The following is a 13,116-nucleotide window of genomic DNA, read 5'->3' as shown; positions in this document are numbered from 1 at the left end:
ACTTTTATGATACCTTTATGGAGGAGTGCTTAAAATAAACTTTGAAATAAAAATGGAAACTTTTCTTTCATTGTCAAGATAAGCGGTTTTTAGGACGATTTACTCAAGTCAATGAGAGCAACGATTAAATGAAAGCATTTCTGTTTTTTCTGATCAAATTGTTCTATTCCCATGGAAACAGGATTTGTTGAAACCCTACGCTGGTTAGAGAAGTGATGGGCGCAGGGAAAAAACGTCGAGGGAAGCGTAGGGGAAAAGCTGTAGAGCTCATTTAGAATGTTTAAGGCTTGCATATCCCCAATGAAATGCGAGCAGCTCTAAACAATCTCGTAAATGATCAGCAAGTGAGTTTTGTTTGCGTTTTGAGGGGTTTAAGTCTTTTATTGTCTGACCGTAACCAACCACCTGCTCAACAAGCGAATAGCCAAGAACACCAAGCAGAACTTTGATTTTTTTTAGATGATTGGATGCCTCTAGTTGGCGTTCAATGGGGTGTGTATACCTCTGGCTGCACGCAACTTTTTGGCGCGTGTAATCAGGGCTCATATGTAGGTCAGCTTGATTTTGGCGCCAGTAAATATAAAAACGTTCTGCTGCTTTATATTGTACTTTGCTGATATGCCCTTTCGTGTATAAAAGCACAATGGGACGACTCTGTGCATTGGCAATGGCTTTGACGGTGCGCGGGTTGCTGGAGCTTTCTGGATGGGTTGGCTGAAAATAAGGATTGCTTGTTTCAATGAGGACTTCTTGTGTTTTTAAATGGCCAATATGCTGTTCTTCCTTACCGGCGTGGGAAAGAGGGAAAGTTTGGGGGCTGATTTTTTGTGTTCCTTTGCTTTTTGTCTTGTCTTGGTTCTTCATATCATTTCCTCAAAAATTGTTGTTTTGGTTATATGTTTAAAAAATGAGATGCTGCTGGTGCATGCTTTTAAAGAGCAAGCTTTGGGGAGCATTCCTTTGAGTGGGGTATTGGACGAGAATGACGTTTTATTTCATTGTTGAAGTAGCCATTGGTGCATATTCTCTTTTGTCTTCTTGGTTTTTTTTGTTTGGGCGTTCAAGATAACGACGTGGGGTGAGGGTATGTTCAGAGGAACAGCGGTAGCGATAGGTTTGTGGGTCAAACCAAAGACCGATTTTGCCTTCAAAATCCCCTGAACGTTGTTTTGCGATATTCATAATCACACCGGGGCGTTTGGCTAAATCTGCTTTTTCTTCCATCAAAGATGCAGCACAAATTTTGTCTTCTAAGGACCGATTGCGCCAAATGGTGATGATATTAAAGGCATTGGCGCCAATTTCTGAGGCACCTTTAATATCTTCAGTACCGGGAACATCCTTGTCTAAGCCACCTTTACGTGCATGGGCAACAAGATGAATATGTACGGCGTTTAAAACAGCCCAATCAACCATTTTATAAACCGCTTGTTCTTGTCCGGTATAGTCATCGGAGGCGATGCCTAGCCGCATTAAACTGTCGATGATAAATTGATCGCAACCATAGCGCGCACGGCAATAGTCAAATACATTAAGCAATGTATCGACGCTCGATTTGCCAACATGCTCATAAAGAATAAGCCCATCGTCTAAAAAATCCAGGATTCTTTCAATCATCTCTCTTTTGGGTTGTTCTAAACCTCCCGTTTGTTTCGTTAAACGGCGTAAGGATTGTTCTCCTTTCATTTCTAGTGAGGCTAAGCAAAGACGACTCTTTTGGGCAATCCAATGGGGAATACAGTCAGATAACAACTGGCTTTTACCCGCTCCACTGGCGCCGCTCCACAGTGTTAATTCCGCTGGACGGAAATACAGCTTACCATTGAGTTTAGGATAGGGAACTGTATAGCCAATATGCTGTTCAGGCTCTGGCCAAAACAGCCCTGTGACTTGGTCTTTATACTCTGAGGCGCGTCGTAATCCTTCTGGTGCAAAGCTTTTCGCTGATGAAAAGGCAGCTGCTATGGTGGCTGCATCAACACCAGCGGTTAAACAGTCATTTGCATCCTTACGGGGCAAGCGTACACGGTGGCAGCGATGGAGACCAAGACGATTGGCAATTTCACGTGCTGCTTCTTCACCAGGCTTATCCATATCTGTGGCTAAAAAAATGGTCTCAAAAGATTCTAAATGGTCAAATTCATTTTCAATCCAGTTGTGTTTGCCCCCCCTGCCTCCTCCAAATGGGACCGAAACCGCCGGATATCCGTAGGCGGCTAATGAAAGTGCATCAATTTCTCCTTCAGTGATGACAATGGTACGGTTTGTGGAGACAGGCATCTGGTTCGTCGAAAAGAGTGCGTGGTTTGTGGAGATAGGCACCTGATCTGTTGAGGCAAAAGCCTGGTCCGTTGAGGAAGGTGCGTGGTTTGTTGAGACAGGCGTCTGGTTCGTCGAAAAGAGTGCGCGGTCTGTGGAGATAGGCACCTGATCTGTTGAGGCAAAAGCCTGGTCCGTTGAGGAAGGTGCGTGGTTTGTGGAGACAGGCATCTGGTTCGTCGAAAAGAGTGCGCGGTCTGTGGAGATAGGCACCTGATCTGTGGAGGCAAAAGCGTGATCCGTTGAGGAAGGTGCGCGGTTTGTTGAGACAGGCATCTGGTTCGTCGAAAAGAGTGCGCGGTCTGTGGAGACGGGCATCTGGTTCGTAGAGGCAAGGGCTTGCCAGCCAAACAAAATTGCTTCACACTGCGAGGTTGTCGGTTTTGCTTTTGCTCCCGCTTGTGCCAACCGCTCTTTTACCAAAGCAAGGGTGCCATCCGGCTTATAAAAGGGAAAAATGATTTTTTCGCCATCTTCTCCTATGCGATAACGTTTTAAAATATCAAGAGGGATACAGCGTTCTTTGTTTAAGTAAGTCTTTACCAAATTCTGTGGGGTATCTCCTTTGGGAACTGGGGGACGCCGATAGGAACGGTGAGGTGCCATAAAGGGTTTTGGACGGCTAAGATTGAGGAAGGTGCGTGCTTCCTCTAATGCTTGAGAAAGGCTGATTCCTTTGACAGCGCACCAAAGGTCTAAAAGGTCGCCACCGCTGCCTTCCGCAAAATCATACCAAAGACCGGCTTTACTGCCGCTCAAGCACACCGATAAACTTTGACCAGCTTCACCTTGTGTGTTGCCTACAATCCAATCATTGCCACGCCTGCGCCCCTGTGGAAGCAGCATTTCTGCTATTGCGCCTGCTTGAGATGAAAGCTTCTGTTTGATTTCAAAAATTGTGCTCATGTTAACGCGTGCGGTTGTTGATGAAACTCCGGTAAAGAGCATCATGGTTGCTGCAATGTGGTGCGTGGGTGGGGTAAGAGGAAAAAACTGCAAGTTTTTCCTGGTGTTCTTTTATCCGTTCAATCTCACTTTGAGACCAGTTGCACCATGTGGTTTGCCAATTTTCTTTAAACATTTCTTTGCTACTTTTTGCATGCTAAGAATCGCGAAACTTCTTTTCTTGCTAACGTGTTTGCTTTTCGCTCAAACTTTCTGATCTGTTGAGGCAAAAGCCTGATCCATTGGGGAAGGTGCGTGGTTTGTGGAGACGGGCATCTGATCTGTTGAGGCAAAAGCTTGATCCGTTGAGGAAGGTGCGCGGTTTGTGGAGACAGGTGTCTGATCTGTGGAGGCAAAAGCCTGGTTCGTTGAGGAAGGTGCGTGGTTTGTGGAGACGGGCATCTGGTTCGTCGGAAAGAGTGGGCGGTCTGTGGAGATAGGTGTCTGATCTGTCGAAGCAAAAGCTTGATCCGTTGAGGAAGGTGCGTGGTTTGTGGAGACGGGCATCTGGTTCGTCGGAAAGAGTGGGCGGTCTGTGGAGACAGGTGTCTGATCTGTCGAAGCAAAAGCTTGATCCGTTGAGGAAGGTGCGCGGTTTGTGGAGACAGGTGTCTGATCTGTGGAGGCAAAAGCCTGGTTCGTTGAGGAAGGTGCGTGGTTTGTGGAGACGGGCATCTGGTTCGTCGGAAAGAGTGGGCGGTCTGTGGAGACAGGTGTCTGATCTGTCGAAGCAAAAGCTTGATCCGTTGAGGAAGGTGCGCGGTTTGTGGAGACAGGTGTCTGATCTGTGGAGGCAAAAGCCTGGTTCGTTGAGGAAGGTGCGTGGTCTGTGGAGACAGACATCTGATCTGTTGAGGCAAAAGCCTGGTCCGTTGAGGAAGGTGCGTGGTTTGTTGAGACAGGCGTCTGGTTCGTCGGAAAGAGTGGGCGGTCTGTGGAGATAGGCACCTGATCTGTTGAGGCAAGGGCTTGCCAGCCAAACAAAATTGCTTCACACTGCGAGGCTGTTGGCTTTGCTTTTGCCTCCGTTTGAGACGAAAGCTTCTGTTTGATTTCAAAAATTGTGCTCATGTTAATGCGTGCGGTAGTTGATGAGACTGCGGTAAAGAGCATCATTGTCACTGCAATGTTGTGCGTGGGTGGGATGAGAGGAAAAAACTGCAAGTTTTTCCTGATGTTCTTTTATCCTTTCAATCTCACGGCGAAACCAATTGCGCCATGTGGCTTGCCAATCTACTTTAAGCGCTTCTTTACCACTTTTTGCATGCCAATAATCGCGAAACTTCTTTTCTTGCCAACGTGCTTGCTCTTCACTCAAACCTTCTGAAATCGCCGCACAGATATCTGCTTGCCAATCGGTAGGAAGACGCTGTCCTTTGGGTATCACTGTGCAGTTCTTGCCTTTCTTGCTGGAGCCGGCAAGGCTTTCTGTGTCTTTGCTGGAGTGGTTAGAGTTCTCTGGCACATCTTTTTTGTTGGGTGTTGTCACAGAAGGTTGCATGGATGTAAACCCAGAACAAAGGCGCGTGCATTTTGTTCCCTGTCCCCTCTTTTCCTCTTCTGTTTCAATCAAAAAAAAGGGCTTTTCTGAAACACCGTGAGGTGTTTCCTTTTCTTTTTCCTTCTGAGATTCTGAGTTACGTTCATCATCTTTTACACTCTCGTTGAGCAGTTGTTGAAATTTGGCATTGATTTTTTTGCGTTTTTGGGCCGAAGAACGTCCCGCAAAGGATTTTTGTTCAAGCAATTTCACCCGCTCATGAAACACATTTTCGCAGCGCTTATTCCATAACCCATTCGCTAAATTTAAAATCTTTCCTTCTTGTACAAGCATTTCTAAAACATTCACAAAAGTTCGCTTGTCACAACCGCAAAGACGCGCTAAACGTTCTACAGATAATTCTAGAGGACGACCACGTGCGTACATTTCATTGAGAAGAATCGTATAGATCCCAATTTCATGTGCCCGCATTCCACGAACTCCTCCTAGAAAATCATTTTGATACCAACAGACATAAGGAAGCGTAGACGATTCGTAGTATGGAGTTTCTTGTTTATTGGCGTTTTGCATATTTCAATCCGCTTTCTTCTTTTTTATATATTTCCATTCACAACAAAACTGGAAACAATGTTTTAAATAAAGCTGTTGGTGTTCAATTAAATTTTTTTACGTTTTAGTGAAGTGTTTCGATTTTGTATCAGTTTGGTCTTTAGATGATGGGCTCTTGAAAAGGCCTTTATAAACTCTAACAGGTAATTGTGCATGTTTAGGTGTATGCTTACAGTTTGAGATTGCGTAGATGACAAAGGATGAAGAATACAAGACTTGAGACGCGTGAATTTTCCGGGGCGTCTGGTTGCATCCTTTGGGGTGTTAAAATGTTTATTGGACCCGAAAATGAGCTTTTATCCCCCCTAAAAAGTAAAATTTATTTTCTTAATTTTATCCTTTTTAGAAGATAATGCAAGCTCGTTTTACAAAAAAGATGTGTTTTTTAAAAAGCCGCGCTATATGGTGAGAATATGAATATCGATGGTTGGCGTCAAAGATTAGCTACAGCACTTGAAAAGAGTGGACGGTCAAAAAGATCTATCTCCCTCGCAGCCGGTAAAGGTGCTGGGTACCTCCATTCTATCCTTTCTGAAGGAAAAGAACCAACAATTGAATCTCTAGCGCGCGTTTGTCATGAAATTAATATCAGTATGAATTATATCCTTTATGGGCAAAGCGCGAGTCCTGAAGATAAAGAATTCCTCGATCTTATTTCAAAGCTTTCTCCACAGGAGAGACAGGCGATTTTGACTCTCTTGCGGCGACCAAGTGGCGAAGCATAGCAATAATATCTTTTTGTGTTTTTGAATCAAGAGTACACCAGTATTGTACCAATTCTAAATCACTCATTTTAGCCCTCCTGCTGTTTTTGGTTGCGTTGAGTAAGAACAAATAGAGAACAATACAAGGACATTCCACGAACAAAATAGGGCAAGTTTTTATTCACACATGCCGTTTTGAACGTCGTAGAGACTGAAAATATATCTTTTATTAAGGATAAAATGATTGACATCTCTCCCATAGAGGAGATAAGACTAACGCTATATTTGTCTATGTCAAGACAAAGCTGTGCTTTATCAACTGTACAAAAGGGGAGAAATCATGAAAAATATTCCATTCGTTAAAGAGGATGAAGTCATCATCATTCTCTGTGAAGATGAAAGCTGTGATGTTGTGGAGGGGCCAATCGAACAAGTCGAAGAAGTTCTTGAATTTATTGAAGAACGAGAAACTGTTCAAAGAATTTTACGTCTCGATCTCACAACACTTCATGCCGATGATGTCAGTGAACACATCGCTGAGGCCTATGTCATAAATTACGAAATTGACGAACAAAATACCCAACTTCAGCCATTTATTCTTAATAGTGACGCTTACCATGCTTATTTAAGTGGAAAAGTTGCACGCGATTATGAAGATAATCTCTATGGCTCTTACGAAAAGCAGCATCGTTTGCGTCCATGTGATGTGTTGAACGATTACTGGTGGTAAAAAATCATGGCAAGTTATCTCAAGACTTTTTATCAGGGAATTCCGCTTTACTACGCTGGAAATACCCAAAATAAGATCAAACTGGAACCACAAAAACACAAGGCAGTTCTCTTTACATCGCAAAAGGCTGCAGAGTACATGGCGGAAAATTTGGCGAAGAAATATCTCCGCGATGATTTTTCTGTTGTGCAACAGCATGGTTGAGAATCTTTTGCCATCAACAAACGGAAGGATGCAAATTTCAAGACCTTTTGTAAGGTGGTGGATGGCTCCTTAAGAGAGATACAAAATGCCCAACCTGCTTTATTATTGCTTTCTACTTAAGGTGTTTGGGGGAAGGAGATGTGCCTAGGAGAGGCAGACAAGAGAGGAGTGTTCACAGATGATGACACCTCTCATGGGAAGGCCCCTATGAACATCTATAGGGTGGGGTGTTATGCTTAATGGGGGGGAAGGGGTTAGTGTGCTTGATGAAGGGGGACATGGAGGCAGCTCGTGGAGGATGTGCTTGGGACAAGTTCAAGAGGGGGAAGTTCTTCTGGTTCGAGAAGTTTTTCGGGCTGAAAGCTCTTCTGCTTCGAGCAGAAGAGCGGGAAACTTGTCTGGTTCTTTTGGGGAAGGAGATGTGTCTGGGAGAGGCAGACAAGAGAGAAGTGTTCACAGGTGATGACGCCTCTCATGGGAAGGCCCCTATGAACATCTATAGGGTGGGGTGTTATGCTTAATGGGGGGAAAGGGGTCAGTGTGCGTGATGAAGTGGGGGACGTGGAGGCAGCTCGTGGAGGATGTGCTTGGGACAAGTTCAAGAGGGGGAAGTTCTTCTGGTTCGAGAAGTTTTTCGGGCTGAAAGCTCTTCTGCTTCGAGCAGAAGAGCGGGAAACTTGTCTGGTTCTTTTGGGGAAGGAGATGTGTCTGGGAGAGGCAGACAAGAGAGAAGTGTTCACAGGTGATGACGCCTCTCATGGGAAGGCCCCTATGAACATCTATAGGGTGGGGTGTTATGCTTAATGGGGGGAAAGGAGCTAGTGTGCGTGATGAAGTGGGGGACGTGGAGGCAGCTCGTGGAGCATGTGCTTGGGACAAGTTCAAGAGGGGGAAGTTCTTCTGGTTCGAGCAGGAGAGCGGGAAACTTGTCTGGTTCTTTTGGGGAAGGAGATGTGCCTAGGAGGGGCAGACAAGAGAGAAGTGTTCAGGTGATGGCGTCTCTCATGGGAAGGCCCCTATCAACACCTATAGGGTGGGATGTGGTTTACGGCGGATGGGTGGTGCACCATGGGGTGTGCGGAGACAGACTTACGGGAGATGGCAGAAGTTTCCGTAAAAGCAAATCTACGAAAAAAGCATTTTCACTTCCTTGCTTGCAACAGGCAAAGAGTGCTTGAAAAATCAGAAAGAGACATTTGCAGAACTCTCAAAGTGAAAAAAGCTGCTTTTGATAATCTTTAAAAGAAAAATCAAGATGAATTAATCGCAAAAGAGTTCAAAGAGGGGGCGAGCTTTAAAAGAGAGAATGTTTCAAAAATCGAAGGCGTTTCAAAGATGGGGGGATATCATGCCAATTATTATCGATTGTATTCAAGGAACAGAGGAATGGCATCAAGCGCGCAATGGATTGATTACGGCTTCTTTGTTTGAAATAGTTATGGCACGAAAAAAACAGGGACAAAAAACCTCAAAATATTATTCCGTTATGATGAAGCTCGCTGGAGAAAGAATTACTGGAAAATCCGTCGAAGAGGGGAAAACCCTTTCTATGCGACGCGGAACAGAATTAGAACCAAGCGCGCGGCAGCTTTATGGTACATTCACGCAAACCGAGCCTCAATGTATTGGATTTGTTCTGGCTGATGATCGCATGAAAGGTTTTTCTCCTGATGCTTTTATTGGAACAAATGGACTTTTGGAAATTAAAACCAAAAAACCTGAAATTCTGATCCCTCATTTCTATCAAAAAACTTTTCCAGCAGAGCATAAAGCACAATGTCAGGGAGGATTATGGATCGCTCAACGCGAATGGGTGGATTTGATGCTCTATTGGCCTGATATGCCTCCTTTGATTAAACGCGCCTATCGTGACGAAGCCTATATTCGCAAGCTTGAAAGTGAGATTAGCTGTTTTAATGAGGCCTTGGAGATGATGGTGCAGCAAATTCAGCGTGCCACGACAGGGCTTGATATGAGAAAAAACCACCTTGGAGGAGAGCCCAAGCAGGGAGCTTGAAGAAAATGCACCTTATTTAAAGAGAAATACTCTCCCAAGGGAGCCCCCAAAGAAGAAGGGGACAATCCCCAAAAGAAATGAAGACGGTGAAGAGGTGAAAAGGGTTAGACTGTTATGCGTTGAATGATAGCCCCACACCGGGCTAATTTTTCTTCCAACCTTTCAAAGCCGCGATCAAGGTGATACACGCGGTTGATGACGCTTTCTCCTTTTGCCGCCAGTGCAGCAATAACAAGAGAAACGGAAGCACGCAAATCGGTAGCCATCACTGGGGCACCTTGCAGATGTTCTCTTCCGTAGACAGTTGCTGTCTGCCCATCAAGCTTTATTTGAGCGCCTAAACGGGTGAGTTCCTGAACATGCATGAAGCGATTTTCGAAAATCGTTTCAGTAATACAAGCAGTTCCTTGAGCGCGTGTCATCAGTGCCATGAATTGCGCTTGGAGATCAGTTGGAAAAGCGGGATAAGGCCCTGTTTTTATATTGACGGGCATTATTTTTGTTTGCCGTGGATTTCGTTTGAGGTGCAGTCCTTGCGGTTTTATCTCAATATCAAGCCCGGTTTTTTGGAGGACCTCGAGCACTTGCGTAAGATGGTGCGGGTTAGCATTTTTGAGCAATACATTGCCACCGGTCATAGCAACAACCATGGCATAGGTTCCGGCTTCTATTCGGTCAGCGATGACAGATATTCTTGCTCCATGAAGTTTTTTGACACCCTCGATGGTGAGGGTTGATGTTCCTTCACCCGTTATTTTTGCACCCATGGCGTTAAGGGCTTGGATAAGATTGGTCACTTCTGGTTCACAAGCAGCATTTTCAAGGAGAGTTGTTCCGTTTGCAGTTGCTGCCGCCATGAGCATAACATGTGTTCCACCAACAGTGACTTTAGGAAAATGATAGTGTGCGCCTTTTAATCCTTTTGGCGCTTTAGCATGGACATATCCATTTTCGATAGCAATACGAGCTCCTAGAGTTTTAAGCCCTTCGAGAATAAAATTGACGGGTCTAGTTCCGATAGCGCATCCTCCGGGGAGGGAAACATAAGCCTCGTGACACCGTGCAAGCAGTGGCCCGATTACCCAAAAACTTGCCCGCATTTTTCGCACAAGTTCGTATGGTGCGTATGTTGTGGTTATTTTTTGTGCGGTAAAATGGATTGTTCTTGAATCAGTACAATCGTGGTGGGATTTTTGTCCGTCGACGGCATAGCCGACACCGTGATTGTTAAGTATGCGGATTAACAGTTCAACATCAGCAAGATGGGGGATATTGTCTAAAGTGACAGTTTCTTCGGTGAGCAAAGCTGCGATCATCAGAGGCAAGGCAGCATTTTTTGCCCCTGAAATAGGAATAGTGCCTTTAAGTTTTTTCCCACCAACAATTTGAATAGAATCCATAGTGCTTTCCCTCTTTTCCTTTGCATGTCCCCTTCCAAAGGTTTTTTCCCCTTGGGAAGTTATTCTTTATTATGGTTTTAGAATGAATGCTATGGTTTTAAAACGAATTCCAAATGTTAGAACGAATCATTGAGAGGTTTGGTTGCAAAGATGCTGTAAGAGGTATTCTTTTTAGAGTTCTGTTTGCGCCCTTTTTCGACTTTGCTCTTTTCGGCGTTTGAGATTTTGGCGCAATTGTTTCGCCAGTCTTTCCTGACGCTGTTTCGCCTTTTGCTCTTGGTGATTCATTTTTTCTTGCTTTTGGTTTTGATGCATTTGTATCATCGCGCAACCCTTTGAACAGTATTGAACTTCTTTAAGCAATCCATTGCTGTTGTATAAGGAATTTATGTCATGACACAAGACGTGTTTTCTTTCAAGAATACAGAAATGCTCTCTTGCCTATTTTAAGACAATATGGCACAAGGCAGCGCAAAGGTTGAAAAAATGCTGCGGTAGCTCAGTGGCAGAGCACTCCCTTGGTAAGGGAGAGGTCGAGAGTTCAATCCTCTCTCGCAGCACCATTGCTTAGCGGCATTGTTTAGACGTTTTTTTGCAGATCTTCAACAAAAAGGCTACCCCCGAAGGGGGATAAAGAAAAATCCTTCGGAAATGTCCATCAGTAAGGATCTTACCCGAGAAAAACTTTTTTCAAAGAAAATCGCGAAAGGAAATGCCTCCCTTAACGCTTTAAGAAACCTTTTTCTGTAAAAATTCCCTGCAAAATCAGATCATGCTCTGCATGGGGAATCGACGAAACTTCCTGACACGAAAAGCCTAAATCCCATAAATTAATCTGATGCCCTTGTTTTTTTAAGAGCTTTAGCCCGATCATAGTATCCCCCCTCCCTAGTCCAAGACGATGCCATTGATTGTCAAACGCCGAAAGGGGAACAATTATAAGGCTTGCTAAACAAATCATCGAGGAGAACTGTCTAGAAGAATCGAAATGCTCAATCTGATACCCTTGTTTTTTAAGAGCTTTAGCCCGTCATAGTATCCCCCCTCCCTAGTCCAAGACGATGCCATTGATTATCAAACGCAGAAAGGGGAACAATTATAAGGCTTGCTAAATAAATCATCGAGGAGAACTGTCTAGAAGAATCGAAATGCTAAAGAAGGCGTTCCAAAGAGGCGCCGTTTCCCCAAAGAGGTGTCGTTGCCCCAAAGAGGGATGTTTCCCCGAAGAGAGGTTACCAAAAATCTGGACTCTCAGGTTTTAAATGGGGACCAATCCGTACCGCTGAGACCTTTTCGGCTAATCCTGTTCGATTGGAAATTTCAACCGCTAAACCGCAAAGTGTTGCAGGACCTCGCGCTGGCTCATAACGATCCTGCTTCTTTTGATAAAGAAAACGGTGTAAAGGCTCTTCCTTATCCATCCCAAGCGACGAATTATAATCTCCACACATCCCCGCATCCGACAAATAAGCACTGCCTCCTTCTAAAATTTGTGCATCAGCCGTTGGAGTGTGTGTGTGGGTGCCTACAATAACGCTGACACGACCATCAAGAAAATGCCCAAAACATTGCTTCTCACTCGTCGTTTCTGCGTGAAAGTCAAAAATAATCGCATCTGCTTGCTCCATCAAAGAACAGGCGAACAGAATATTTTCAGCTGTTTCAAACGGATCATCGACCTTGCACGGCATAAAAACTTTCCCTAAAAGATTCGCAACAAGGACACGAGCTCCATTCTTCGCCGTAAAAACACCCGAACCCCTTCCTGGAGTTTCCTTAGAAAAGTTGGCTGGACGTAAAAAACGATCGTTCTCATGCGCATAGTACAATGTTTCTTTGCATGAAAAAGCGTGATTGCCCGTTGTCACAACGTCAACACCGACCATTAAAAGATCTTGATAAATCTCCTGGCTGATACCAAAACCACCAGAAGCATTTTCACCATTCACGACAACAAAATCAAGCTGCCATTTTTCAATAAGCTGCGGCAGCTGTTCAAAAACAGCCCGACAGCCCGTTGTTCCGACAATGTCACCTAAAAATAAAAAACGCATGGGCGTTTTAATCATACTTTAACGCTTTAAGAAACCTTTTTCTGTAAAAATTCCCTGCAAAACCAGATCATGCTCTGCATGGGGAATCGACGAAACTTCCTGACACGAAAAGCCTAAACCCCATAAATTAATCTGATGCCCTTGTTTTTCAAGAGCTTTAACAGCCCGATCATAGTATCCCCCTCCATAACCAAGACGATGACATTGATTGTCAAACGCCGAAAGGGGAACAATAATAAGGCTTGGGACAACAATTGCATTTCCTGTACTAGGACCCAATGTGCCAAAACGCATAGGTTCTAAAACCGTGCTCTGTGAAAATGTACGAAAAACCATGGTGGTTGAATCAAGCACTGCCGGTAATGCTAAGCGCCCACCACGGAACGTTATAGCATCAAATAGAGGACGGGGATCTATTTCCGATTTAATGGGCCAATAGCCTGCCAGAATCATGCGCGAAAAATCTTCCCCTCTTTGTTCAAGGACATGCATGAAGTGAGAACAGGCGCGCTGCGAAAAGAGAGCGCGGTCTTGTGCTGACAGCGCATCACGACGCGACAAACTGCTCTTGCGTAATTGTGATCGGACCAATGAAGCAGAGTGTGGGTTTTTTGTATTTTGTGTCATTGCTTC

Annotated in this window: 14 protein-coding genes and 1 tRNA gene; 6 read left to right on the top strand and 9 right to left on the bottom strand. The window is 44.5% G+C overall.

Annotated features, from left to right (window positions below):
* Positions 1-267 precede the first annotated feature (267 nt).
* The 4 genes from MF1_RS05575 to MF1_RS05560 form a co-directional block, all read right to left on the bottom strand.
* Positions 268-864 carry a hypothetical protein gene (locus MF1_RS05575; RefSeq protein WP_014924458.1) on the bottom strand — a complete coding sequence of 199 codons (597 nt, stop codon included), beginning with the start codon at positions 862-864 and terminating at the stop codon, positions 268-270.
* A 126-nt stretch (positions 865-990) separates the two neighbouring features.
* Positions 991-3,225: a bifunctional DNA primase/helicase gene (locus MF1_RS05570; protein ID WP_161510775.1), complete on the bottom strand. Its 2,235-nt coding sequence runs from the start codon at positions 3,223-3,225 to the stop codon at positions 991-993.
* Positions 3,226-3,468: 243 nt separating this feature from the next.
* On the bottom strand, positions 3,469-4,335 hold the full coding sequence (locus MF1_RS05565; RefSeq protein ID WP_161510776.1) for a hypothetical protein: 867 nt from the start codon (positions 4,333-4,335) through the stop codon (positions 3,469-3,471).
* A gap of 1 nt (position 4,336) precedes the next feature.
* The gene (locus tag MF1_RS05560; RefSeq protein ID WP_014924455.1) at positions 4,337-5,335 is read right to left on the bottom strand and encodes a YdaU family protein; all 999 of its coding nucleotides are present in this window, start codon (positions 5,333-5,335) and stop codon (positions 4,337-4,339) included.
* Positions 5,336-5,787: 452 nt separating this feature from the next.
* Between MF1_RS05560 and MF1_RS05555 the strand changes: the two genes are divergently transcribed.
* From MF1_RS05555 to MF1_RS05540, 5 genes are all read left to right on the top strand, one after another.
* Positions 5,788-6,099, top strand: coding sequence for a transcriptional regulator (locus MF1_RS05555; protein WP_014924454.1), 312 nt, complete (start codon positions 5,788-5,790; stop codon positions 6,097-6,099).
* A 319-nt stretch (positions 6,100-6,418) separates the two neighbouring features.
* Positions 6,419-6,808: a hypothetical protein gene (locus MF1_RS05550; RefSeq protein WP_161510648.1), complete on the top strand. Its 390-nt coding sequence runs from the start codon at positions 6,419-6,421 to the stop codon at positions 6,806-6,808.
* 6 nt (positions 6,809-6,814) lie between these two features.
* Entirely contained in the window at positions 6,815-7,012 is a 198-nt protein-coding gene (locus MF1_RS05545) for a hypothetical protein (protein ID WP_034453199.1), read from the top strand.
* Positions 7,013-7,552: 540 nt separating this feature from the next.
* Positions 7,553-7,816, top strand: a complete 264-nt coding sequence (locus MF1_RS06690; protein WP_210252004.1) for a hypothetical protein — start codon at positions 7,553-7,555, stop codon at positions 7,814-7,816.
* A 544-nt stretch (positions 7,817-8,360) separates the two neighbouring features.
* Positions 8,361-9,029, top strand: a complete 669-nt coding sequence (locus tag MF1_RS05540; protein WP_161510647.1) for a lambda exonuclease family protein — start codon at positions 8,361-8,363, stop codon at positions 9,027-9,029.
* Between the two features lie 104 nt (positions 9,030-9,133).
* On the opposite strand, the gene murA is transcribed toward MF1_RS05540, so the two are convergent.
* Positions 9,134-10,429, bottom strand: coding sequence for a UDP-N-acetylglucosamine 1-carboxyvinyltransferase (gene murA, locus MF1_RS05535; protein ID WP_161510646.1), 1,296 nt, complete (start codon positions 10,427-10,429; stop codon positions 9,134-9,136).
* Between the two features lie 171 nt (positions 10,430-10,600).
* Positions 10,601-10,753: a hypothetical protein gene (locus MF1_RS06655; RefSeq protein WP_167535272.1), complete on the bottom strand. Its 153-nt coding sequence runs from the start codon at positions 10,751-10,753 to the stop codon at positions 10,601-10,603.
* Between the two features lie 164 nt (positions 10,754-10,917).
* Between MF1_RS06655 and MF1_RS05530 the strand changes: the two genes are divergently transcribed.
* Positions 10,918-10,992, top strand: a tRNA-Thr gene (locus MF1_RS05530).
* A 158-nt stretch (positions 10,993-11,150) separates the two neighbouring features.
* Here the strand turns inward: MF1_RS05530 and MF1_RS05525 are convergent.
* The 3 genes from MF1_RS05525 to MF1_RS05515 form a co-directional block, all read right to left on the bottom strand.
* On the bottom strand, positions 11,151-11,390 hold the full coding sequence (locus MF1_RS05525) for a 5-formyltetrahydrofolate cyclo-ligase (RefSeq protein ID WP_161510645.1): 240 nt from the start codon (positions 11,388-11,390) through the stop codon (positions 11,151-11,153).
* Positions 11,391-11,661: 271 nt separating this feature from the next.
* Positions 11,662-12,498 (bottom strand): TIGR00282 family metallophosphoesterase, encoded by an 837-nt coding sequence (locus tag MF1_RS05520; RefSeq protein ID WP_014924450.1) that lies wholly within the window; start codon positions 12,496-12,498, stop codon positions 11,662-11,664.
* A gap of 3 nt (positions 12,499-12,501) precedes the next feature.
* The gene (locus MF1_RS05515; protein ID WP_161510774.1) at positions 12,502-13,110 is read right to left on the bottom strand and encodes a 5-formyltetrahydrofolate cyclo-ligase; all 609 of its coding nucleotides are present in this window, start codon (positions 13,108-13,110) and stop codon (positions 12,502-12,504) included.
* Positions 13,111-13,116: the final 6 nt, after the last annotated feature.

The organism is Bartonella quintana (assembly GCF_009936175.1).
Taxonomy (GTDB): domain Bacteria; phylum Pseudomonadota; class Alphaproteobacteria; order Rhizobiales; family Rhizobiaceae; genus Bartonella; species Bartonella quintana.
This window is presented reverse-complemented; position numbering and strand designations above follow the sequence as displayed.